Source organism: Micromonospora sp. NPDC126480 (assembly GCF_040302465.1).
Classification (GTDB): Bacteria; Actinomycetota; Actinomycetes; order Mycobacteriales; family Micromonosporaceae; genus Micromonospora.
The window spans coordinates 140,673-163,348 of record NZ_JBEORU010000013.1 but is presented as its reverse complement, the minus strand read 5'-3'; the positions used below and the strand labels follow the sequence as shown (position 1 = coordinate 163,348).

The window sequence follows — 22,676 nt, the reverse complement described above, 5'->3', positions numbered from 1 at the left end:
ACGATCACCACCGCCACCGCAGTCCTACCGCACAACCCCACCGACCTGCTCGGCACGATAGGCCACGCCGTCCTGGCCGACCTACTACCCGCACGCCGCCGCCCCCGCCTCAAAGCCCGCTCCCGCAAAAACCCGACCAGCAAATACAGCCCGAACGCCGCCCACCATCCCGCAACCACACAGACCTACAGCTTCCACGCCGACATCACAATCTTCGAAAAAGGGCTTGCCTCCCGGTCACGGCGCTAAACGCAACGGTGTTGACTTGTGCGTCCGGGCGTGATCATGCGGCGGCGGCGTGAAAGGAAGGTACGAGCGCGATCAAGCCGACAAGGCGTCAGCCGTCGACGGTCGCGGCCAGCTCGCCGTCGGCGAGGCGTACCCGCAGCGGGTCGCCCTTGCCGACCTCCGACGCCGCGCGGACGACGTGGCCGTCGGCGCGCTGCACGATCGCGTACCCCCGGTCGAGGGTGGCGGCGGGGGAGAGGGCCCGCAGGCGGGCCAGCGTGTGCCGCAGGTCGTCGTCGGCGGCGGCCAGCCGGTGGTCGAGACAGCGACCGGCCCGCTGGCGCAGCCCGGTCACGTCGGTCATCCGCTGCTCGACCATCACCTGGGGCCGGGCCAGCACCGGCCGGGACCGCAGCAGGTCGAGCCGGTGGGACTCGCGGTCGACCAGGTTGCGTACCGCGCGCTCCAGACGGGACCGGGCCTGCCCGATGAGGCGTACCTCCTCGGCGAGGTCCGGGACGACCCGCTTCGCCGCGTCGGTGGGCGTGGAGGCGCGGACGTCGGCGACGTAGTCGAGCAGCGGCGCGTCGGTCTCGTGGCCGATCGCGCTGACCACCGGCGTGCGGCAGGCGAACACCGCCCGGCACAGCGCCTCGTCGGAGAACGGCAGCAGGTCCTCGATGCTGCCGCCACCCCGGGTGATGACGATCACGTCGATGCTCGGGTCGGCGTCGAGCACCTTCAGCGCGTCGACGATCTGCGGCACCGCCGACGGCCCCTGCACGGCCACGTTGACCGTCCGGAACGCCACCGCCGGCCAGCGCCGGCGCGCGTTGGTGAGCACGTCGCGTTCGGCCGCGCTGGCCCGGCCGGTGATGAGCCCGATCCGGTTCGGCAGGAACGGCGGGCGCCGCTTGCGTGCCCGGTCGAAGAGCCCTTCGGCGGCCAGCAGCTTCTTGAGCTTCTCCAGCCGGGCCAGGAGCTCACCGAGCCCCACCTGCCGGATCTCGTCCGCGCGCAGGCTCAGCGTGCCCCGGGCGGCGTAGAACTCCGGCTTGGCGTGCAGCACCACCCGGGCGCCCTCGCGCAGCTCCGGCGCGCCGGAGTCCAGCACGTCGCGGTTGGTGGTGACGGTGAGACTCAGGTCGGCGGACGGGTCGCGCAGGGTGAGGAAGACGGTGCTCGCCCCGGGCCGGCGGCTGATCTGCGCCACCTGCCCGTCCACCCACACCCAGCCCAGCCGCGCGATCCACGCGCCGACCTTCTGGCTGACCACCCGGACCGGCCACGGCTCCTCGGACGTGCTCCGCGGCACGTCCCCTCCCGAACTCACCCGCCCACCCTAAGGCCCGCCCCCGACGCAGGGCGGTCGCGGCCGCTGCCGGTCGGCGAGCCGGCACGTACGATGGGCGGGTGACTGAGGCTGAAGCGACCCGGACCGGCAAGCGCGTGCTCCTGGCGAAGCCCCGCGGTTACTGCGCGGGCGTCGACCGGGCGGTGCAGACCGTCGAGGAGGCGCTCAAGCTCTACGGCGCGCCGATCTACGTCCGCAAGCAGATCGTGCACAACAAGCACGTCGTGCGGACGCTGGAGGCCAAGGGCGCGATCTTCGTGGAGGAGAACGAGGAGGTGCCCGAGGGCGCCACCGTGATCTTCTCCGCGCACGGCGTCGCCCCCGAGGTGTACGAGCAGGCGAAGGCGCGTTCGCTGAAGGCGATCGACGCGACGTGCCCGCTGGTCACGAAGGTGCACCAGGAGGCCAAGCGGTTCGCCGCCGAGGACTACGACATCCTGCTGATCGGCCACGAGGGCCACGAGGAGGTCATCGGCACCTCCGGGGAGGCTCCCGAGCACATCCAGCTCGTCGACGGCCCGGACGGCGCCGACCGGGTCACCGTGCGCGACCCGAACAAGGTCGTGTGGCTGTCCCAGACCACGCTGTCGGTGGACGAGACGCTGGAGACGGTGGCCCGGCTGAAGAAGCGGCTGCCGATGCTCCAGTCCCCGCCGAGCGACGACATCTGCTACGCCACGAGCAACCGGCAGCACGTGGTCAAGGAGATCGCGCCGGACTGCGATGTGATGCTCGTCGTCGGCTCGCGGAACTCGTCGAACTCGGTCCGCCTGGTCGAGGTGGCCCTCGACGCGGGCGCGCGGGCCGGTCACCTCGTCGACTTCGCCAACGAGATCGACGACGCCTGGCTCGATGGCGCGCGTACGGTCGGCCTGACCTCGGGTGCCAGTGTCCCCGACGAGCTGGTGCAGGAGGTGCTCACCCACCTCGCGGCCCGCGGTTTCACCGACGTCGAGGAGGTGGTGACCGCCAACGAGCGGCTGACCTTCTCGCTGCCGCAGGAGCTCAAGCGGGATCTGAAGGCCGCCGCCGCGGCCCGGGGCTGACCCGGGGGGAACGGTCGATGCCTCCGCTGCGTCAAAGCGGTATGAGGATCTTTCGGCTCGCCGTTCCGGCGCTGGCCGTCAGCCTGGCGCTCGGCGCCTGCGGCGGCCAGGGCACAGGTGACGGCACTCCAACCCCGACGGGAGCGACGCCGGTGACGACTCCACCCGATCCGACGGTCACCGGCCCGGTACCGACGACACCGGCCCAACCGCCGCCGTCGACGGTCCCGGTGCCGACCCGGCCCCCCAAGTCGCCGGGCGGGCCGACCAAGCCACCGCCGGAGGGCGCCGCCACGCTGACCGGGACGGTCGAGTCGGGCGTCGAGCCCGGTTGCCTGCTGCTCGACGGGTACCTGCTGATCGGCGGCCCGCGCGACGTGCTGACCGCCGGCGCGTCGGTGATCGTGACCGGCAAGATCCAGCCCGACTTGATGACCACCTGCCAGCAGGGCACCCCCTTCATGGTCGAGACGGCGGCCCGCCGGGGCTGACACCACCGTCGCCCGCCGGGGCTGCGCCCGGAGTTGCCCGCCGGGCTGACACCACGTCAACGGCCGGGGGCTGGTGGCACAGTCGCCCGCCGGGGGCTGGCGCGATGGTGGCCCGCCGGCGCCTCGCCAGGGACCACGCCATACGACGGGAGCCCGCCCCCGGGACCGGGGACGGGCTCCTGCCGTGCTACTGGTGGGTCAGTTCACCGCGCCGATGGCGACGGCGCCGCGGCCGACGACCGCGCCCTCCGACGTCACCACGGCCAGCTCACCGTAGAGCTCCCGGCCGGCGGCCGGGGTGGACTGGGCGGTCACCGTGCCCGTGAGCGAGCCGGTGGCGCCGTGCGCCAGGGTGAGCGGGGTCGACGGCGCCGACAGGGTGCCGAGCGCCGGGGCGGAGAACGAGTCCCGGTAGTCGTACTCGGTGCTGCCACCGGCACCGTCGACGGCGTACGCGTCGACGACGATCCGGTAGGTGCCGGCCACCGGGTTCGCGATCGTCACGGCCTCCTCCGAGTCACCGTCGGCCTGCTGCCCGACCAGGGTGGTGCCCCGGTAGACGTACAGGTCGAGGTCGGCGCTGGCGTTCGCCGGGTTGCCGATCCGGGCGGTGAAGCTGGTCGCCCCGGCCGGCACCTCGACGGTGAACTCCTGCTGAGCCAGCTCCACGATCGTGGGCCGCTCGGCGTTCACGCTGGACAGCGGGCCGCCCTGGCCGGTCACCGACACCGGGCCGAAGGTGTTCTTCAGCGACCAGGTGACCGGGGTGGCCGTACCGGCGTCGACCGCCGGCAGTTCGACCACGGCCGGCTCGACCGCGACGCCCTGAACCCGCGCCTGGATCTGGTACGGGTTGTTCAACGCCGGCGAGGTGCGCCGCGACTCCACCTCGATCTCCCAGACACCGGGGATCGGGTTCTGGTAGTCCCGCTCGAAGGCGTTGCAGACGACCGCGCTGGTGAAGTTGGTGAAGCACGCCAGGCTCGACGTGCTCTCCACCGGCACGCCGTACGGGTTGAAGGCGATGAACCGGGTCTGCGAGCCGGTGGCGATGCCGGAGAGGTTCACCTGCAGCGCACCGGCGCCCGGCGGCACCGTCACGAAGTACGACGTGGTGCTGTTCCGGTGCACCGAACCCTCGGCGGAGTAGGAGAAGGCCGGCTTCTTGACGTCGTTCGAGGCCACCACCACGGCGGAGACCTCGAAGTCGATCGTGTTGGTCGCCGGGTCGTCGATCGTCATGATCGTGCTGTGCGCACCCGCGCTCTTCGGCTTGGCGAAGACCGTGAGGGTGACGGTCTGGTTGAGCGGCAGGGCGACGGTCTTCGGCGCGGAGAACGTGCCGTCGTTGCCCCGCAGGCCGACGTTGTGCTTGATGTTGCCGGCCGGCCCGCTGGTGCGGGTCAGCTTGACCTGGTAGGTCTTCGACTGGCCGACCTTGTGGCCGCCGTCGGCCGAGCCGCAGCGGTTGTAGACGCCGGTGCCGCGGTTCGGGGTGGCGAGCTGACCGGCGAGCACGGTGCAGACCGGGGCGTCCGAGACGTACGAACGGGTCGACACGCCCTTGCGCAGCAGCTTCCAGGCGCCCGGCACGTTGAACATGCCGTAGCCCTGGCCGTAGGTCGGGACACCCGCGATGGGCTTGGCCGAGCTGAAGATCGCCCGGCGCAGCGCCGCCGGCGTGACACCCAGGTCGTTCGCCTTGGCGGCCGACAGCAGCAGCGCGGCGGCACCGGCGGCCTGGGGGGAGGCCATCGACGTGCCGTTGAACATCCCGTAGCCCGGCGGGAGGGCGTACCCGGCCTCGGGGACCGGGCTGCCGGCCTGCCAGACCGGGATGGTGGAGATGGCCGACCCCGGAGCCGCGATGTTCGGCTTGGCGCCGCCGTCCTCACGCGGGCCGCGCGAGGAGAAGTTGAACAAGGCGTTCTTCTTCTTCACCACCGAGCCGTAGTTGGCCAGCCAGGTGTCCCTGCTGACGCTGGCGGCGACGCTGACCACGTTGGTCGAGGCCGACGGGTCGCCGATGGTGTTCACACCCGGACCGGAGTTGCCGGCGGAGATGAACATCTGCACGCCGTACGTGGTGATCAGGTTGTTGTACAGCTCGGCGCGGGCGTTGTTGCCGTCGTTCAGCGCCGGCAGGCCGCCGATCGACATGTTGACGACGTCGACACCGCGGTTGATCACCAGGTCGGCCATGCCGGTGGTGAGGGCCGCGTAGGTGCAGCCGCCGCCCCACGAGCAGGCACGGGCGGAGACGAGCTTCGCGCCGGGCGCCGCGCCGTCGAACGCGTCGTTGCCCAGCATGTCGTTGGCGGCGGTGATGCCGGCGACGTGGCTGCCGTGCGCGCTCTCGACGATGCCGATGTTGACGTAGTCGACCAGGCCGGGGCCGCCGACCGGGGTGGTGTCCACGCCCTTGCGGTACTGGACGACGAACGACATCCGCTCCTTGATCGCGGTCGCCGGGTTGTCGGTACCGAAGTAGCCGACGTCGAACTTCTCCCGGTACGGCCGCATCACGGCCTCGTCGGTGAAGTCGTTGTCGTTGTCGGTGTCGACCCAGATGTTGTTGGTCGCCGGGTCGAAGAGGATGCCGAAGGCGTCGGTCTTGTCACCGTCGCGGTTGACGTCACCGGCCGGGTCGCTGTTGTTGGTGATGGACTCGCTGAACCGGTTGAACCGGTAGGTACCGGCCGGCGCGGTCCAGGTCAGGCCGGCGGCGCTGAACGTCGGGCCGGTCACCTCGGTGATCATCGGGCGCCAGGTGGCGTCCTCGAACGGGTCCGTCGCGGTGACCCAGTCGACGATCTTGCGCTCGCCGGTGGTGGTCTGCTGGAGCGCCGGGTGGTCCAGGTCCACACCGGAGTCCATGATGCCGATCGTGACGCCGCGACCGTCCCACTCCGGGTGCTGGTCGACGAACTTGACGGCGCCGGTCTCGTTGGTCGGCATGTACGGGTTGTCGGCGCGGGTGTCGGCGCCCGGACCGCTCAGCGTCGTGCCCTGCTTGGCGGCCTTCCGGCCGTCGGCGGCGCGCTCCGGCCGCGGGTCGGGCCGCTGGATCGTCTCGTCCAGGTCGACCGCGGAGACGCCGGGCAGCGTGGCGGCCTTCACCACCTTGTCGGTGGGGACCTTCGCCAGGACGTAGCCGATGGTGTCGTACCGCTCGGTGACGGCCGCGCCGAGACCCTTCAGGTCGTCGGCGACGTCCTTGGTCCCGCCCTTGCCGGTCGAGACGATGAGGGTGACGGTGGGGGCCTTCTTCGCCTCCGCCTCGGCGAGCAGCTTGGCGTCGTGCGAACCCAGCGCCTCGATGGGGGTGGCCGGCGCGGTGCCGGGTGCGGCTGGTGCGGCGCTCGCGGTGGCGGCGCCGCCCGCGACGGTCACGGCACTGGCGGCCATGACCGACGCGAAGAGCGCGGCGGAGGTACGCCGGCTCAGGTTTCGGGGTTTGCTCACGTTCTCTTTCCTCCAGAGAACAGGGCCCTCAGATGCAGGGCACGCGTGACCGCATCCTTCGCGGTATCGATGTCCGGTGTCACTACCGGGCAGTTCGTTGTGACCATCTCGTGACATGCGCGGACACGCATTGTCACATCCTGCGCCGGGTGGGGACGGACCGTGAACGTCCTCTCAGGAACCCGGCTCCAGCAACTCCGGTGCCTGCGGCTGGCGGGGTGCCACCTCGAGCTGCGCGGGCGCGGCCAGCTCTTCGCCGGAGACGCCGAGCTCGGCGAGCTTGCGCGCGCTGACCAGCACCCGTGCCTCCAGCGAACCGACCGCCCGGTTGTACGCGGTGACCGCCCCACCGAGCGCCGAGCCCAGCTTCCCGACGTGGTCGCCCAGAGTGGACAGCCGGCCGTACAGCTCCCGGGCGAGCGTGTGCACCGCCACCGCGTTGCGCGCCAACGCCTCCTGGCGCCACGAGTACGCCACGGTACGCAGCAGCGCGACCAGGGTGGCCGGGGTCGCGAGCACCACGTTGCGGGCGAAGGCGTGCTCCAGCAGCGTCGGATCGCGCTGCAACGCCACGTCGAGGAACGGATCGGCCGGCACGAACAGCACCACGAACTCGGGCGCCTGGTCGAACGCGGCCCAGTACGTCTTGGCGGCCAGTGCGTCGACGTGGGCACGCAGGTGCTTCGCGTGGGCGTCGAGGTGCGCGTCCCGCCCGCGCTCGTCGCGGGCCTCCATCGCGGTCAGGTACGCCTCGAACGGCGCCTTGGCGTCCACCACCACCGAGCGGCCCCCGTGCAGCCGGACCACCAGGTCGGGACGGACCCCCTGATGATCGGTAGCGGCGGTCACCTGCTCGGCGAAGTCGCAGTGCTCCAGCATGCCGGCCGCCTCGACGATGCGGCGCAGCTGGTGCTCACCCCAGCGGCCCCGGACCTGGGGCGCCCGCAGCGCCGCGACGAGCTGCTTCGTCTCGGTGCGCAGCTCACCGGAGACGGTGCTCATCGCGCGCACCTGCTCGCGCAGCTCCGCGTACGCGTCGACCCGGTCGCGCTCCAGCTCCGCGACGCGCTGCTCGTACCGTCGGAGGGTGTCGTGCAGCGGTGCCACCGCGCGGGCCACGGCCTCCTGGGACTGCGCGGTGGCCTCGTAGCTGAGCGCGCGCATGGACTGCTCCAACCGGCCCTCGCCCTCCCGGGTGGCCGTCAGGGTGGCCTCCAACCGGGCGACCCGGGTGGCCGACCGGGCCGTTGCCGCATACCACCCCACCGCGCCGCCCGCGGCGAGGCAGACGACCACCACGGCCAGCGTCGGAAAGTCCATGCGCAGAGCTTGCCAAACGGGTACGACGCGGCGGGCGTGGGTACGTACGCGTCATGGAACTTCTGCTGTGCCTCGGCGTGGTGGCCCTCGGCGCGGTGATCGCGTTCGCGGTCGTCCGCGCCCAGGCCGGCGCCCGCCGGAGCGACGAGCTGGCCGACACGCGCGCGGAGGCCCGGCGCTGGTACGAGCGTCTGGGCGGGCAGCTGATGAACCTCGGCGGTGACGACCCGGCGGTACGGCAGGCGCTTGCCGACGCGGGAGAGCGGTACAACGCGGCCGGGTCGCAGCTGGAGCAGGCGCGGACGCCGCACCAGTACGCGCTCGCCCGGGAGACGGCACTGGAGGGACTGGCGTACATCCGGGCGGCTCGGACCGCGCTGGGGATCGACCCGGGGCCCGAGCTGCCGCCGCTCGCGGCGGCACGGGGTGCCGGGCAGCTCACCCGGGAGCGCGAGGTGGACGTGCAGGGGCAGACCTTCAAGGCCGGCCCGCAGCCCGGCCGGGACACGCCCTACTACTACCCGGGAGGGCGGTTCCAGGGCCGGGCGGTGCCCGCTGGGTGGTATTCGACGCCGTGGTGGAAGACGGCGTTGGGTACGGGCGCCGGTGTGGTCGGTGGTCTGCTGATCGCCGACGCGCTCTTCTCCCCGATGTGGGGCGACCCGGGGTACGGCGCCGACTACGAGGAGGGCTTCCAGGACGGCGCCGGCTACGGCGAGGGCGACGCCGGCGGCGAGGGCGGCGAGGGCGGCGACTTCGGTGGCGGCGACTTCGGCGGCGGTGACTTCGGCGGTGGCGACTGGTGACGCCGCCCGCGGAAGGAAGGGTCCCTTATTAACAGCTGACTGTTAACAAGGGACCCTTCCTCTACCTCAGGCGTTAATAAGGGGGCCCTTCCTTACACCTCAGCCGGTGTTGCGCATGCCGGCGGCGATGCCGTTGACCGTGGTGAGCAGGGCGCGTTCCAGCGCCGTGCCGTCGCTCGGCGCGCGCCGGCCACCGGGTGCGGTCGCCACCGCCCGGCCCGCCGCACCGGACTCCCGGTACTGCCGCAACAGCGCCACCTGGAGGTGGTGCAGCGGCTCCAGGTAGGTGTCCCGCACGGCGAGCGTGCGCTGCAGCACCGGGGAGTTCTCCAGCAGGTCCGGCGACGCGGTCACGGCGAGGACCTCGCGCTTGGTCAGCTCGTACTCCTGCTCGATCTGGTGGAAGATCGGGTGCAGCTTCTTCGGCACCAGCGTCTCCACGTACCGGCGGGCGATCGTCAGGTCGGTCTTGGTGAGCATCATCTCGACGTTCGACAGGAACGTCCGGAAGAAGTGCCAGCTGCGGTGCATCTCGGCGAGCACGTCCGCGTGGCCGGCCTCGCGGGCGGCCGCAAGGCCGGAGCCCACCCCGAACCAGCCGGGCACGATCTGCCGGGTCTGGGTCCAGCCGAACACCCACGGGATGGCCCGCAGCCCGGCGAGCCCGGCGCCGGTGTTCGGCCGCTTCGCCGGCCGGGAGCCGATGTTCAGCGCGCCCAGCAGCTCGGTGGGGGTGGACGCCCAGAAGTACGCCGCCAGGTCCGGGTCCTCCACGAGTGACCGGTACGACCGGTACGCCGCCGCGCTGACCACGTCCATCGTCGCGTCCCAGCGCTCCAGCATCTCGGCGGGCTGGCGGGGCGCCGTGTGCAGCAGCGTGGCCTGCAGCACCGCGGCGGTGGTGAGCTCCAGGTTCTCCCGGGCCAGCGCCGGCAGCGTGTACTTGTCGGAGATCACCTCGCCCTGCTCGGTCACCTTGATCGCGCCGTCCAGCGTCCCGTACGGCTGGGCCAGGATCGCGTCGTGCGTCGGCCCGCCGCCGCGGCCGACGGTGCCGCCCCGGCCGTGGAAGAGCCGCAGGTGCACCCCGTGCCGTGCGGCCACGTCGCGCAGCGCGCGCTGCGCCCGGTGGATGGACCACTGGCTGGTGGTGATGCCGGCCTCCTTGTTGGAGTCGGAGTAGCCCAGCATCACCTCCTGCACGTCACCGCGGGCCGCGACAAGCGCCCGGTACGCCGGCAGCGACAGCAGCTCGTCCAGCAGGTCGCCGCCGGCGTTCAGCTCGGCGGGCGTCTCCAGCAGCGGCACGAGGCCGATCCGGGCCCGGCCGCTGTGCACGTCGACCAGGCCGGCCTCGCGGGCCAGCACGACCGCCGCGAGGACGTCGTCGACGCCCAGGGTCATCGAGATGATGTACGACTCGATCACCTCGGCGCCGAACCGGTCCTGTGCCTCGCGGATGGTGGTGAAGACGTCGAACGTCTTGCGGGCCGACTCGGTGAGCGGAGTGTCGAGAGTGGACAGCGGCCGGCGGCCGGTCAGCTCGTCGGCGAGCAGCTTGGTGCGCTCCAGCCGGCTCAGCGACGGGTAGTCCGCCACCTCGCCAACCGCCTCGTAGAGCTGGGCGAGCACCTCGTGGTGCTTCTCGGCGTGCTCGCGTACGTCCATGGTGGCGAGGTGCAGGCCGAAGGCGGAGACCGTACGGATGGTCGAGGCGAGCCGGCCCACGGCGGTGAGCTGGCCGGAGTTGCGGGCCAGCGAGGCGCGCAGCAGCTCGAGGTCGGCGATCAGCTCGCCGGAGCCGCGGTAGTCCCGGCCCGGCACGTGCGCGGTGCCCTGCCGCAGCCGTTGCCGGGTGTTGGCGAGCTTCGCCTTCACGCAGCGGGCCTTGAGCCGGTACGGCTCCTCGGCGTTGACCCGGCGGAACCGGGGCGCCACCTCGGGAAGGGCGTCCAGGTCGGCGGCGAGACTGGCGGAGAGGTCCAGCGAGACGCCACGCAGCCGCCGGGAGACGGACACCTCGTTGATGAGCTGGTCCATCGCCTTCTCGGTGGCCGCGATGCCGTGTTCGTGCTGGATGATCAGCACCTCGCGGGTCACCGTGGGCGTGACGAACGGGTTGCCGTCCCGGTCACCGCCGATCCAGGTGCCGAAGGTCAGCGGCCGGGCGGTGGGTGACGTCTCCACGCCGAGCGTACGCAGCGTGTCGGCGAGGTCGTCGAGGACCTGCGGCGCCGCCTCGGCGTACAGGTCACGCAGGTAGTAGATGGCGTTGCGCGCCTCGTCGGTCGGATCGGGCCGGTCCAGCCGCAGCTCGTCGGTCTGCCACATCAGGTCGAGCAGCTCGGCCAGGCGGCGGTTGGCCGGGCCCTCGTCGCTGGCGCCGTACAGGATCGCGTTGGCCGTCTCGGCGTCCAGCTCGTCGGCGATCGCGCGGAGCTTCGACAGGATCGAGCGGCGGGCCGCCTCGGTGGGGTGGGCGGTGAAGACCGGGCGGACCGCGAGCCGGCGGGCGGCCGCCGCGATCTCCTCGGCGGGCACGCCCCGTTCGGCGATCATTTTGGCGGCCTGGTCCAGCCAGCCACCCTGGATGGCGCGGCGGCGGCGCAGGTCGCGGGCGCGGTGCACCTGCTCGGTGATGTTGGCCAGGTGGAAGTACGTCGAGAAGGCGCGGGCCAGCTTGGTGCCGGTGGTGACGTCCAGCCCGGCGAGCCGCTGCGCCGCGGCCGGCGCGTCGGTGCGGACCTGCGCGCGGATGTCCTCGACGAGGTCGAGCAGGGGCCGGCCCTCCTGGCGGGCGAGGGTCTGGCCGAGCAGGGTGCCGAGGCGGCGGATGTCGGCGCGCAGTGCGGCGTCGGGGCCGTCGTGATCGTGTTGGTCGGTCACTGTGCGCTCCTTACGTGAGTACGAAGGACAGCGCTGTCCGACTCCCTGGATCGTATCCGCGCGGACCCGCATGTAAGGAGGGGCCCCTTGTTAACGCCTTCGGTAGTAGCGGGGCCCCTTCTTAACAACTCACGCATCGTCGCTGCTCCCGACGGGTGCGGCGGCCTGGCGGCCCGGTGGCGGCGGGGGGGGTGGCAATGGTCACCCCGACCACGCCGCGGGCGTCGCCACCGCGCGCCCAGTCGCGGACGGCCCGGTCCCACTGCTCCTCCACGCCGCCAGCCTAGGGAAGGCTTCGGGCGTTTCATGCCGTTTCGAAAACCGCTGGCCCCGCTCGGTAGCGTCCGGATCATGCCGACGTTGCGCTATCCGCCCAAGCCACGACCCGGCGATCGCGTCGCGGTCGTGTCGCCCTCCGCCGGGCTGCCGGGTCTCTTCCCGCACGTGTACGAGCTGGGTCTGCGCCGCCTGCGCGAGGAGTTCGGCCTGGAGCCGGTCGAGTACCCGACCACCCGGGTGATGGGCGCCGACCCGCGGGACCGGGCCCGGGACCTGACCGACGCCTTCGCCGACCCGACGGTGACCGCGGTGCTCGCCACCGTCGGCGGGGAAGACCTGATCACGGTCACCCCGCACCTCGACGACGCGGTGCTGCGGGCGAACCCGAAGCCGTACTTCGGCTACTCGGACAACACAAACGTGCTCAACCACCTGCACCGGCTGGGGATCGTCAGCTACCACGGCGGGTCGGTGCTGGTGCACCTCGGCCGGTCAGGTGCGCCGCACCCGTTGACGTTCGACTCGCTGCGCGCGGCGCTGTTCACCAACGGGTGGTACGAACTGGTCCCGGCCACCGAGTGGGGCGACCAGCCGAACGACTGGAACGACCCGGCGTCACTGGCGTACGAGCCGGTGATGTTCCCCGGCTCGGGCTGGACCTGGGCCGGCCCGGAGCGGGTGGTCGAGGGCCGGCTGTGGGGCGGCAACCTGGAGATCCTGCACTGGCTGCTCGCCGCCGACCGCGTCGCGCCCGTCGCCGACCTGGCCGGGTCGGTCCTCGTGCTGGAGACCAGCGAGGAACTGCCGTCGGACACCGAGGTCTTCCGGATCCTGCGCAACCTGGGCGAGCGAGGGCTGCTCGGCACGTTCCCGGCGGTGCTTGTCGGCCGGGCGAAGGCCTGGGAGTTCGACCGGCGGCTCGATCCGGCCGAGAAGGCCGCGTACGCGGCGGAACAGCGGGCGGCGGTGACCCGGGCGTTGTCGATGTACAACCCGGACGCGGTCGTCGTGTTCGACCTGGACATCGGGCACACGGATCCGCAGCTGATCCTCCCGTACGGCGGCGACGTCCGGGTCGACGCGGCGCAGCGCCGCATCAGCGTGCGCTACTGACCGCCCGGCTCCCGGACGAACACCCAGTTCCGGGCGCTCCTTCAACCAGTCCTCGCGCCTTGAGCCAGTCGATCGCCGAGCGAACCACCTGGCGTGATACTCCGAACTCGGCACACAGCTCAGTGCCTGAGGGCAGTTTGGCGCCGGGCTGGTACTCGCCTGACTCGATTCGCTTACCCCGACTCGCGGGAAGTCGCGCTCGCGTCCGGGCGGATCCGTCAGCCCTCGACGACGGCGAAGGCGCGGACCGGGAAGGTGCCCATGCCGGCCACCCGCGGCGGTGCGGCGGTGAACCGGAACCCCTCCGGCGGCAGGGCGTCGAGGCTGGTCAAGTGCTCAACGATCGGGATACCGGCGGCCAGCAGTGCGCTGTGCGCCGGCCGCTTCCCGCCGGAGGCCGGGCTCATGTCGTCGATGTTGATCGAGTCGATGCCGACCAGGGCGGCCCCGGCCTCGACCAGGGCGGAGGCGCCGTCGCCGGTGAGGTACGGCGCCTCCGGTGCGCCGTACCGCTCGGCGCCGAAGTGCGCCGACCAGCCGGTGTGTAGCAACACCGCCCGGCCGGCCACGTCGTACGGCGCCAGCATGAGCCGGTCCACCGCGCGGGTCCCGGCCGGGACGCGAACGACGACGCCCGGAAGGTCGGCCAGCCGGTCCAGTGGTACGCCGGTGAGGTCGGGGCCGTCGGGGTAGCGATGCGCGGGGGTGTCCACGTACGTGCCGGTGTTGGCGATCATGTCGATGCGGCCGACGTGGAACTCGGTGCCCGGCGCGTAGTTCGCGCGGGACGCCTCGCGGGTCAGCCAGTCGGTGACCCGCGGTGCCGGCCAGCCGGGCAGGGTGACCATCCCGTCGGTGATCGGGTGACTCAACTCGACGAGGCGGCGGGCCGTCCCGCCGGCGGTTCCGGGCACGCCACGCCCGCCCTTGTGCGGTTCCTCGAGGACGGTCTTGTTGGTGATCCGTACCTCGGCGACCATCAGCAGCCCCAGGTGCCGCACGAAGAGTGCCGCCAGGTCCGCGTCGTCGATCTCCCGGCCCGGGATGTCGAGCCGGAAGCCCTCGGCGCGGAGGCCGCCGCCGTTGGCGAAGTCGACAGCCGCGTCGAACTGGGCGCGCCATTGTCCGCTCATACCGGCAAGCCGATCACGGTCCTCGGGACCGGTCAAGATCCGTACGCCGACGGCCGGAGATGCCGCAGGGGGGTGCGACACCTCCGGGACCGGCGTCGGGTCGCCGCCGGCGACTTGCCCGGCGGGGCTGCGGGCCTCCCCGAACAGGCCCGCCCACCCCCGGGTCGACGGGATCCATCCTCCGGCGTTCCGGCAGGCCGGGTCTTGAAGATCCTTGCTCGGTTGGTCGGTCCGCCGGGCAGCGCGCCACCGGGCGCGCCGGCGTGGGCGGGTGTTAACAAGGGGCCCTTCCTCTACCGGAGGCGTTAATAAGGGGCCCTTCCTTACACAGCGAGGAGGGCGCGCAGGCGGGCGGGCGGGTGGCCGACGTGGTCGCGGACCACCCGGGTGAGGTGGGCCTGGTCGGCGAAGCCGTACTCCGACGCCACCAGCCGCAGCGGCAGCCCGTCCGGCTCGGCGAGGGTGTCGAGCACCGCCCGGACCCGTAACCGGTTGCGGTACGCGGTGAGGCTGCTCCCGGTGACGCGCTGGAACACCCGGCTCAGGTGGTGCGGTGACGCGCCGACCGCCCGGGCCACGTCGTCGAGGGTGAGTGCGAAGTCCGCCGTGGCGAGGACCTCGCGCGCCCGGTCGACCAACTGGCGGTGCGCCGCCAGGGTGGCCGCCCGCCGACCGACCGCCCGGTCGAGGTCCGCCCACGGCCGGCCACCGTCGGGGTCGGTGTGGTCGAGCAGCCGGTCGAGGAAGCGGTGCAGCCGCTCGGACATCTCGAACGCGTCCAGCCCGCGCCGGAGGTCCGCGACCAGCAGCCGGTGTGCCAGGTCCAGCGACGCGTCGGACGAGCCCTCCCAGCCGGCCTGGTGCAGCCAGCGGGCGGCACCAGGCCGCTCGGCCAGCACCTCGGGGTCGACCTCCAGGCAGGTGTACGAGTCGCCGCAGCCGAGCGGATGCGCCACCGCCATCTCGTCGCCGGGCCGGGTGAGCAGCACCGAGGTGGCGTCGGACAACGCCGTCCGGCCGTTGACCCGGCGCCGGTAGACGCCCGACCGGCCGAGCATCACCTTGTGCGTCCGTTCCTGCGCGGGATCGGTCCAGCCGTGGTGCTCGACGATGCACCGCACCTGGTAAATCAGGATCCCGGGCGGGTGACCCAGCACCCGCCACCGCGCCGGTGTGGTGCGCCGGCGCGGATCGCTCCCGGTTCCCTCCGGCATCCGTCCTCCCCAGGTCGTCGTCGCCGGGCCTGAGGGCGATCCCGGCCACGTGGACGTCGATCGTCACCCCGGAGAGATAGTGTCGAGTGATACAACCCCCCGTCCAGCCCGGACGAGGGGTGATCGTCGTGCCGTCACAGAAGTGGATCAGATGCTCACCGGACTCTTCGCCGCCGCCCTCGCCGACCCGGCCCTCGCCCGGGCCCGTGACCTGGCGCGAACCGGAGCCGCCCAGGTGGACGGGCTCGACCTGACCGCGCCGCCGGCGCTGCGCCCGTTCGCGGTAGCCGCCGTCGCCGCCGACGAGCCCGTGGGCGGCGCCGGCCGCCCGGTGCTCGCGGTCACGGCCACCAGCCGCGAGGCCGACGACCTCGCCGCCGCGCTGGGCTGCCTCCTGCCGGCCGAGCAGGTCGCGGTCTTCCCGTCCTGGGAGACCCTCCCGCACGAGCGGCTCTCGCCCCGGTCGGACACGGTGGGCCGCCGGCTGGCCGTGCTGCGCCGGCTGGCCCACCCGGACTCGGCCGACGCGCACGGCCGCACCGGCCCGCTGCGGGTGGTCGTCGCGCCGGTCCGGTCCCTGCTGCAGCCGCAGCTCAAGGGCCTCGGCGACCTGGAGCCGGTGCGGCTGGCCGCCGGCGACGAGGCCGACCTCGAGGACGTGGCGCGCCGGCTCACCGACATGGCGTACGCCCGGGTCGACCTGGTCACCAAGCGCGGCGAGTTCGCCGTGCGCGGCGGCATCCTCGACGTGTTCCCGCCCACCGACGAGCATCCGTCCCGGGTCGAGTTCTGGGGCGACGAGGTGGAGGAGATCCGCACCTTCGCCGTCGCCGACCAGCGCACCATCGAGCAGGTGCCGCTGCTGTGGGCCGCACCCTGCCGGGAGCTGCTGCTCACCCCGTCGGTCCGCAAGCGCGCCGCAGTCCTCGCCGAGGAGCACCCGGAGCTGGCCGAGATCCTCGACAAGTTGGCCGAGGGCATCCCGGTCGAGGGCATGGAGTCGCTCGCCCCGGCCCTGATCGGCACGGGCTCGATGGAGCTGCTGATCGACACGATGCCGGCCGGCACCCACGTCCTGCTCTGCGACCCGGAGCGGATCCGGACCCGGGCCCATGACCTGGTCCGTACCTCGGAGGAGTTTCTCCAGGCCAGCTGGGCCGCGGCCGCGGTCGGCGGCGCGGCCCCGGTCGACCTCGGCGCCGCCGCCTTCCGGACCCTCGCGGACGTCCGGGCGGCCGCCCGCACCCTGGGCCAGCCCTGGTGGACGGTTTCGCCGTTCGGCCTGGCCGAGCCTGCCGCCGCTGAACGACAGCCGTGGGAGGACGAGCCGGCCGAGATCGACGTCACACCGGACGACGCGATCGCGGTGACCCTGGCCGCCCAACCCGCCCCGCTCTACCACGGCGAGACCGCGCGGGTGGTCGACGACCTGAAGCGCTGGGCCGGCGAGGGCTGGTCGATCGCGTTGGTCTTCGAGGGGCACGGGCCCGCCCAGCGGGCGGTCGAGGTGCTGCGGGACGCCGGGCTGGGCGCCAGCCTGGTCGAGGAGTTGCCGGCGGCGCCCGCCCCCGGCGGGGTGCTGGTCACCTGCGGATCCCTGACCAGCGGATTCGTCGACGAGGCGGCGCGGTTCGTGCTGCTCACCGGCTCCGACGTCACCGGCGGCCGGGGCGCCTCGACCCGGGACATGCGCAAGATGCCGAGCCGGCGGCGCAACACGATCGATCCGCTGGAGCTGCGGGCCGGCGACCATGTGGTGCACGAGCAGCACGGCATCGGCCGGTACGTGGAGCTGGTGCAGCGCACCGTCAACGGCGCGAGCCGGGAATACCTGGTCATCGAGTACGCCCCGAGCAAGCGCGGCCAGCCCGGCGACCGGCTCTTCGTCCCCACCGACCAGCTCGACCAGCTCTCCCGGTACGTCGGCGGTGAGCAGCCGACGCTGCACAAGATGGGCGGTTCGGACTGGCAGAAGTCGAAGGCCCGCGCCCGCAAGGCGGTCCGGGAGATCGCCGCGCAGCTCATTCAGCTGTACGCGGCGCGCAAGGCGTCCAAGGGGCACAACTTCGGGCCGGACACCCCGTGGCAGCGGGAACTGGAGGACGCGTTCCCCTGGCAGGAGACGCCGGACCAGCTCGCCGCGATCGAAGAGGTCAAGCGGGACATGGAGCAGACCGTCCCGATGGACCGGCTGATCTGTGGCGACGTCGGCTACGGCAAGACCGAGATCGCGGTCCGCGCGGCGTTCAAGGCGGTGCAGGACGGCAAGCAGGTGGCGGTGCTGGTGCCCACCACCCTGCTGGTGCAGCAGCACTACAACACGTTCGCCGAGCGGATGGGTCAGTTCCCGGTGACGATCCGCCAGTTGTCCCGGTTCCAGACGCCGAAGGAGGCCGAGCAGACCCTGGCCATGGCGGCGGACGGTACCGCCGACATCGTCATCGGCACCCACCGGCTGCTCCAGTCGGCCACCCGGTTCAAGTCGCTCGGCCTGGTCATCGTCGACGAGGAGCAGCGGTTCGGCGTCGAGCACAAGGAGCACCTCAAGTCGATGCGGGCCTCGGTCGACGTGCTGAGCATGTCGGCCACCCCGATCCCCCGGACGCTGGAGATGGCGATCACCGGCATCCGGGAGATGTCCACGATCGCCACCCCGCCGGAGGAGCGGCATCCGGTGCTCACCGCCGTCGGGGCGCACGACGAGCGGCAGGTGGCCGCCGCCATCCACCGCGAGCTGCTCCGCGACGGCCAGGTCTTCTACCTGCACAACCGGGTCGAGTCGATTGAGCGGGCGGCCCGGAAGCTGCGCGAGCTGGTGCCCGAGGCCCGGGTCGCGGTCGCGCACGGGCAGATGGGCGAGGAGGCCCTGGAGAAGGTCATGGTCGGCTTCTGGGAGAAGGAGTTCGACGTCCTGGTCTGCACGACGATCGTGGAGTCCGGCATCGACATCCCGAACGCCAACACCCTGATCGTCGAGCGGGCCGACCTGCTCGGCCTGGCCCAGCTGCACCAGATCCGCGGCCGGGTGGGCCGGGGTCGGGAACGGGCGTACGCGTACTTCCTCTACCCGCCGGACAAGCCGCTCACCGAGCACGCCCACGAGCGGCTGGCGACCATCGCGCAGCACACCGAGCTGGGCGCCGGCATGTACGTGGCGATGAAGGACCTGGAGATCCGCGGGGCGGGCAACCTGCTCGGCGGCGAGCAGTCCGGGCACATCGAGGGCGTCGGCTTCGACCTGTACGTGCGGATGGTCGGCGAGGCGGTCCAGGCGTTCAAGGGCGAACGTCCGGAGGAGGAGGTCGAGGTCAAGGTCGACCTTCCGGTGGATGCGCACCTGCCGCACGACTACGTCGGCGTGGAGCGGCTGCGCCTGGAGATGTACCGCAAGCTGGCCGAGGCCCGCGACGAGGAGCGGCTGCGTGAGGTGGTTGCCGAGATGACCGACCGGTACGGGGAGCCGCCGGCCCCGGTGCAGAACCTGGTGGCGGTGGCGCGGTTCCGGCTGCTCGCCCGCCGCTACGGGCTCACCGATGTGAGCATGCAGGGCAGGCACATCCGCTTCGGCCCGCTTCCGCTGCCCGACTCGAAGCAGTTGCGGCTCAAGCGCTACCACCCGGACGCGGTCTACAAGTCCGCGCTCGACCAGGTCAGCGTGCCGCGGCCGAGCACCCGGCGGGTCGGCGGCGAGCCGCTGCGCGACCTGGCGCTGCTGGAGTGGTGCGGCCAGCTCCTCTCCGACGTCCTGGGGGAGCCGGCGGCCCTGGCGGGGACCCCGCGATGAGCCGTGGGGGGAGTCACACCGCCGGTGGCGGGCGTGAGAGAGTTGCCGTCATGCGTGCTCGCCGTCTTGTCGCCGTCGCCACCGTGGCGGTCGGCCTCGTCGCCCTCGCCGGTTGCCGTACCGAGCCCGGTGTCGCCGCGTACGTCGGCGACCAGCGGATCACCGAGGATGCCGTGACCGGTGTCCTCGACGAGCTGCGGGCGACCGCGGCTCCGACGGCCAGCCCCGACCTGGGCGCGCCGCCGCCGCAGGTGCCCGGCCGGAACCAGGTGGTGAGCGCGCTCGTGCTGAGCGAGGTGTGCCAGCGGGTGTCCGCCGAGAAGGGCTACCGGCCGCAGGGTCAGGCGGAGCCGGCTCAGGTTGCCCGCCAGCTCGGCCTCGCTGCGGAGTCGGAGTACGTGGCGAAGCTCGCCGCTCTCTACACCTGCCTGTCCGGCCTGCCCGCCGGCGAGCCGGCCGCACCCACCGAGCAGGAGCTGGCGGACGTGATCGCCGCCGGCCGCGAGGCGGGCGTGATCCCGCCCGACGTGCCCGACGACGCGGCGGCCGGTCAGCTCGACGGCCCGCAGCTGCGGACCGCACTGGCCACCCGCAAGACGCTGGCGGAGGCGGTCGAGACGTATGACGTCACGGTCAATCCCCGGTACCGCCCGCTGGAGTTCCCGGTGCTCAGCTTCTCCGGCAACGCCCCGGCGGTGAGTGTGCCTTTGGGTGAGCCGGGCTCGGACGCGGTCACCGACATCTCCACCCCGGAGCCGCTCCCGACGGTCGAGCCGACCGAGGCGGACGAGCCGGTCGCCTCCTGAGCATGTCGGCGCGGATCGTCCTGCTGGTCACCTCGCCGCGGCTGCCGGCGGGCCTGCTCACGGCGGCCGCCTGGGACGTCGTACGCCGGCACCCGGTGCTGGCCGGGGCGGAGAGCGAGCTGGCGACGGCGGTCCGCGCCGCGGGCGCCGAGGTCACCGTGGTCGACGGCGGGGCGACCGTGGCGTTGCTGGACACGGTCGCCACGCACGGAACGGCGGTCTGGCTCGCCGGTCCGTCCGGTGACGAGTCCCTCGCCCGGGAGCTTGGCCTGCGTCTGGCCCGCGAGCCGGGGCTCGCCGAGCTGGAGCTGATGTACGGCTCCTGGGACCCGCCCGGGGCGCGGCTGCTCGACGCGGTGGCGGTGCTGGATCGGCTGGTATCGCCGGGCGGTGATCCGTGGAAGCGGGCGCAGACCCATCAGAGTCTCGCCGGCTTCCTGCTGGAGGAGTGCTACGAGGCGTACGACGCGATAAGCGCCGGGGACACCGACGCGCTCCGCGAGGAACTCGGCGACGTGCTGCTCCAGGTGGTGCTGCACGCCCGGCTCGCCGAGGAGCTGCCCGAGGGTGAGCGGTGGACCGTCGACGACGTGGCGGGCGGCCTGGTCGACAAGATGGTCCGGCGCAATCCGCACGTCTTCGCTGAGGGACGGGCCGGCACGCTCGAGGAGATCGAGGAGAACTGGGAGCGAATCAAGCGGGCCGAGAAGGCCCGCGAGTCGGTGCTGGACGGGATCGCGATGAGCCAGCCCGCCCTCGCCCTGGCCGCGAAGGTCCTCGACCGTGCCGCCCGCGTCGGCCTTGCCGTCCCGCCCCCACTGGCGGAGTCCCAGGTGGACCCGGAGGCACGCCTCGGCGCCAGCCTCCTGACCACGGTCGCCGCCGCCCGTGCGGCAAACCTCGACCCGGAGTCCGCCCTTCGCCGCGCCACCCTGGCCTACGCCGACGCCGTCCGCACCACGGAACGCACCACCCCACCCACCCAGGGTTGATCATGAAGTTGTAGCGGCGACACGCTGCTGCCTTCGGCTACAACTTCATGATCAACGGGAGTTGGTCGGGTGTGCGGGGCCGGTAGGGTTCTCCCATGCAGGAGTTCACGGGGCTTGCGGAGCGGATCGTCGAGGCGCTGCTGGCGGCGCGGCCGGGAGTCGCCACCAACGCGGGGGACCACCGGTACGACGACCGGCTGCCGGACCACTCCGCCGACGCGCTGGCAGCCGACCGGGCCATGCTGCGGGACGCCGCGGACGCACTGTCCGAGGTGGACGCCGACGGGCTCGACGTCGACGACCGGGTGGACCACGCGCTGCTGACCGCCCTGGTCGACCGGGAGCTGTTCGAGGCGGACGAGATCCGCGCCCACGAGTGGGACCCGTTGCGGCACAACCCCGGCGCGTTGCTGCACGCGCTCGTGGCCCGCCCGTACGCTCCCGCCGACGTTCGGCTCACCCACCTGGCCGGCCGGCTGGAGGCCGTACCCGACGCGCTCGCCACCGCCCGGGCCACCCTGCGCGACATGCCGCGGATCCACGCCGAGACGGCGGTCGGCCAGTTCACCGGCACCGCGGCGTTGATCCGCGACGAGGTGCCGGCCCTGCTCGACCAGGCGCCCGGCCTGCACGACCGGGTCGCACCGGCGGCCGCGGGCGCGATCGCCGCGATCGAGGAGTTCGTGGCGTGGCTCCGTGCCGGCCTGGCCGGCGACGGCGGGCCCGGGCGGGACCCGCGCCTGGGGCGCCGGCTGTGGGAGGCGCGGCTCTGGCACACGCTCGACACCGAGTTGAGCGCCGCCGAGATCCAGCGCCGGGCCTGGACGAACCTGGACCGGGTGACCGAGCAGATCCGCGCGGCGGCCGTGGAGCTGGTCGGCGGCCCGGCCGACGACGAGACGGTACGCCGGGCGCTGGACCTGCTCGCCGCCGAGCACCCGGACGACCACACAATCGTCGAGCTCGCGTCGGTAACCCTGGACGAGGCGAGCGACTTCGTGCGCGCCCACGACCTGGTGAGCCTGGTCGACGACCCGTGCGTCATCCAGGTGATGCCGGAGTTCGCGCGCGGTGTCGCGGTCGCGTACTGCGACTCGCCCGGGCCGCTGGAGACGGCCGACGTGCCCACCTTCTACTGCATCGCCCCGACGCCGGCGGACTGGCCGGCGCGGCGAATTGAATCGTTCTACCGCGAGTACAACGACCACATGGTTCGCAACCTCACCGTGCACGAGGCGATGCCCGGCCACTTTCTCCAGCTCGCGCACGCCCGCCGGCACACCGGTGCCACCCGGGTCCGGGCGCTGTCCCGCTCCGGCCCGTTCGTGGAGGGCTGGGCGGTGTACGCCGAGGAGGTGATGGCCGACCACGGTTTCGGCGGCGTGCCGGTGCGCCTCCAGCAGCTCAAGATGCAGCTGCGGATGACCATCAACGCGCTGCTCGACCAGCTCGTGCACTGCGAGGGGATGACCGAGGCGGACGCGATGGCGCTGATGACCGGGCGCGGTTTCCAGGAGGAGGGCGAGGCGGCCGGCAAGTGGCGGCGGGCGCTGCTCACCTCGACCCAGCTGTCCACGTACTTCGTCGGGTACAGCGAGGTGGCCGGTATCGCCGCGGCCCGGCCGGACGGCGTGTCCGTCCGCGACTGGCACGACGCGATGCTCGCGCACGACTGCCCACCCCCGCGCCACCTGCGCACCCTGCTCGGGGTGTAAGGAAGGGCCCCTTCTTAACGCCTGCGGTAGAGCAAGGGCCCCCT

The 22,676-nt window shown here is 72.6% G+C and carries 16 protein-coding genes; 9 read left to right on the top strand and 7 right to left on the bottom strand.

From position 1 onward, the window contains the following. Positions 1-249: hypothetical protein (locus ABTW87_RS15050; protein ID WP_502891582.1), on the top strand; the 249-nt coding region annotated here is incomplete at its 5' end. Between the two features lie 88 nt (positions 250-337). Here ABTW87_RS15050 and xseA read toward each other — a convergent pair. Then, positions 338-1,561 (bottom strand): exodeoxyribonuclease VII large subunit, encoded by a 1,224-nt coding sequence (xseA, locus tag ABTW87_RS15045; protein ID WP_350651386.1) that lies wholly within the window; start codon positions 1,559-1,561, stop codon positions 338-340. Positions 1,562-1,641: 80 nt separating this feature from the next. Here xseA and ABTW87_RS15040 point away from each other — a divergent pair, with 80 nt between their 5' ends. Beyond that, complete coding sequence (locus tag ABTW87_RS15040) at positions 1,642-2,628, top strand: 4-hydroxy-3-methylbut-2-enyl diphosphate reductase (RefSeq protein ID WP_350651385.1); 987 nt, start codon at positions 1,642-1,644, stop codon at positions 2,626-2,628. A gap of 41 nt (positions 2,629-2,669) precedes the next feature. Next, positions 2,670-3,119: a hypothetical protein gene (locus ABTW87_RS15035; protein WP_350651384.1), complete on the top strand. Its 450-nt coding sequence runs from the start codon at positions 2,670-2,672 to the stop codon at positions 3,117-3,119. A gap of 198 nt (positions 3,120-3,317) precedes the next feature. On the opposite strand, the gene ABTW87_RS15030 is transcribed toward ABTW87_RS15035, so the two are convergent. Both ABTW87_RS15030 and ABTW87_RS15025 read right to left on the bottom strand, forming a co-directional pair. Further along, positions 3,318-6,584, bottom strand: coding sequence for a S8 family serine peptidase (locus ABTW87_RS15030; protein WP_350651383.1), 3,267 nt, complete (start codon positions 6,582-6,584; stop codon positions 3,318-3,320). Positions 6,585-6,758: 174 nt separating this feature from the next. After that, on the bottom strand, positions 6,759-7,904 hold the full coding sequence (locus tag ABTW87_RS15025; RefSeq protein ID WP_350651382.1) for a DNA recombination protein RmuC: 1,146 nt from the start codon (positions 7,902-7,904) through the stop codon (positions 6,759-6,761). Positions 7,905-7,957: 53 nt separating this feature from the next. On the opposite strand from ABTW87_RS15025, the gene ABTW87_RS15020 reads away from it, so the two are divergent. Next, entirely contained in the window at positions 7,958-8,710 is a 753-nt protein-coding gene (locus tag ABTW87_RS15020) for a hypothetical protein (RefSeq protein ID WP_350651381.1), read from the top strand. A 99-nt stretch (positions 8,711-8,809) separates the two neighbouring features. Here ABTW87_RS15020 and ppc read toward each other — a convergent pair whose 3' ends face one another. Next, complete coding sequence (gene ppc, locus ABTW87_RS15015) at positions 8,810-11,596, bottom strand: phosphoenolpyruvate carboxylase (RefSeq protein WP_350651380.1); 2,787 nt, start codon at positions 11,594-11,596, stop codon at positions 8,810-8,812. Between the two features lie 351 nt (positions 11,597-11,947). Here ppc and ABTW87_RS15010 point away from each other — a divergent pair, with 351 nt between their 5' ends. After that, positions 11,948-12,988, top strand: a complete 1,041-nt coding sequence (locus ABTW87_RS15010; RefSeq protein ID WP_350651379.1) for a S66 family peptidase — start codon at positions 11,948-11,950, stop codon at positions 12,986-12,988. On the opposite strand, the gene ABTW87_RS15005 is transcribed toward ABTW87_RS15010, so the two are convergent. From ABTW87_RS15005 to ABTW87_RS14995, 3 genes are all read right to left on the bottom strand, one after another. After that, complete coding sequence (locus ABTW87_RS15005) at positions 12,972-13,157, bottom strand: winged helix-turn-helix domain-containing protein (protein ID WP_350651390.1); 186 nt, start codon at positions 13,155-13,157, stop codon at positions 12,972-12,974. The two genes, ABTW87_RS15010 and ABTW87_RS15005, sit on opposite strands and share 17 nt — an antisense overlap. 49 nt (positions 13,158-13,206) lie before the next feature. After that, a complete protein-coding gene (locus tag ABTW87_RS15000) occupies positions 13,207-14,121 on the bottom strand; it encodes a cyclase family protein (protein WP_350651378.1) in 915 nt (304 codons plus the stop codon). Between the two features lie 323 nt (positions 14,122-14,444). Next, the gene (locus ABTW87_RS14995) at positions 14,445-15,335 is read right to left on the bottom strand and encodes a helix-turn-helix domain-containing protein (protein ID WP_350651377.1); all 891 of its coding nucleotides are present in this window, start codon (positions 15,333-15,335) and stop codon (positions 14,445-14,447) included. Between the two features lie 151 nt (positions 15,336-15,486). Here ABTW87_RS14995 and mfd point away from each other — a divergent pair, with 151 nt between their 5' ends. The 4 genes from mfd to ABTW87_RS14975 all read left to right on the top strand — a co-directional run bounded on the left by mfd (position 15,487) and on the right by ABTW87_RS14975 (position 22,632). Next, a complete protein-coding gene (mfd, locus tag ABTW87_RS14990; RefSeq protein ID WP_350651376.1) occupies positions 15,487-19,119 on the top strand; it encodes a transcription-repair coupling factor in 3,633 nt (1,210 codons plus the stop codon). Positions 19,120-19,169: 50 nt separating this feature from the next. Next, complete coding sequence (locus ABTW87_RS14985) at positions 19,170-19,925, top strand: hypothetical protein (protein ID WP_350651375.1); 756 nt, start codon at positions 19,170-19,172, stop codon at positions 19,923-19,925. 2 nt (positions 19,926-19,927) lie between these two features. Beyond that, positions 19,928-20,917, top strand: coding sequence for a nucleoside triphosphate pyrophosphohydrolase (locus ABTW87_RS14980; protein ID WP_350651374.1), 990 nt, complete (start codon positions 19,928-19,930; stop codon positions 20,915-20,917). Positions 20,918-21,012: 95 nt separating this feature from the next. Continuing rightward, on the top strand, positions 21,013-22,632 hold the full coding sequence (locus ABTW87_RS14975) for a DUF885 domain-containing protein (RefSeq protein WP_350651373.1): 1,620 nt from the start codon (positions 21,013-21,015) through the stop codon (positions 22,630-22,632). Positions 22,633-22,676: the final 44 nt, after the last annotated feature.

Coding starts and splice junctions, on each gene's coding strand:
- ABTW87_RS15010 (WP_350651379.1), top strand. CDS start 11,948: ATGCCGACGTTGCGCTATCCGCCCAAGCCACGACCCGGCGATCGCGTC.
- ABTW87_RS14995 (WP_350651377.1), bottom strand. CDS start 15,335: ATGCCGGAGGGAACCGGGAGCGATCCGCGCCGGCGCACCACACCGGCG.
- ABTW87_RS15035 (WP_350651384.1), top strand. CDS start 2,670: ATGAGGATCTTTCGGCTCGCCGTTCCGGCGCTGGCCGTCAGCCTGGCG.
- ABTW87_RS14975 (WP_350651373.1), top strand. CDS start 21,013: ATGCAGGAGTTCACGGGGCTTGCGGAGCGGATCGTCGAGGCGCTGCTG.
- ABTW87_RS15000 (WP_350651378.1), bottom strand. CDS start 14,121: ATGAGCGGACAATGGCGCGCCCAGTTCGACGCGGCTGTCGACTTCGCC.
- ABTW87_RS14985 (WP_350651375.1), top strand. CDS start 19,170: ATGCGTGCTCGCCGTCTTGTCGCCGTCGCCACCGTGGCGGTCGGCCTC.
- ABTW87_RS14980 (WP_350651374.1), top strand. CDS start 19,928: ATGTCGGCGCGGATCGTCCTGCTGGTCACCTCGCCGCGGCTGCCGGCG.
- ABTW87_RS15020 (WP_350651381.1), top strand. CDS start 7,958: ATGGAACTTCTGCTGTGCCTCGGCGTGGTGGCCCTCGGCGCGGTGATC.
- ABTW87_RS15025 (WP_350651382.1), bottom strand. CDS start 7,904: ATGGACTTTCCGACGCTGGCCGTGGTGGTCGTCTGCCTCGCCGCGGGC.
- mfd (WP_350651376.1), top strand. CDS start 15,487: ATGCTCACCGGACTCTTCGCCGCCGCCCTCGCCGACCCGGCCCTCGCC.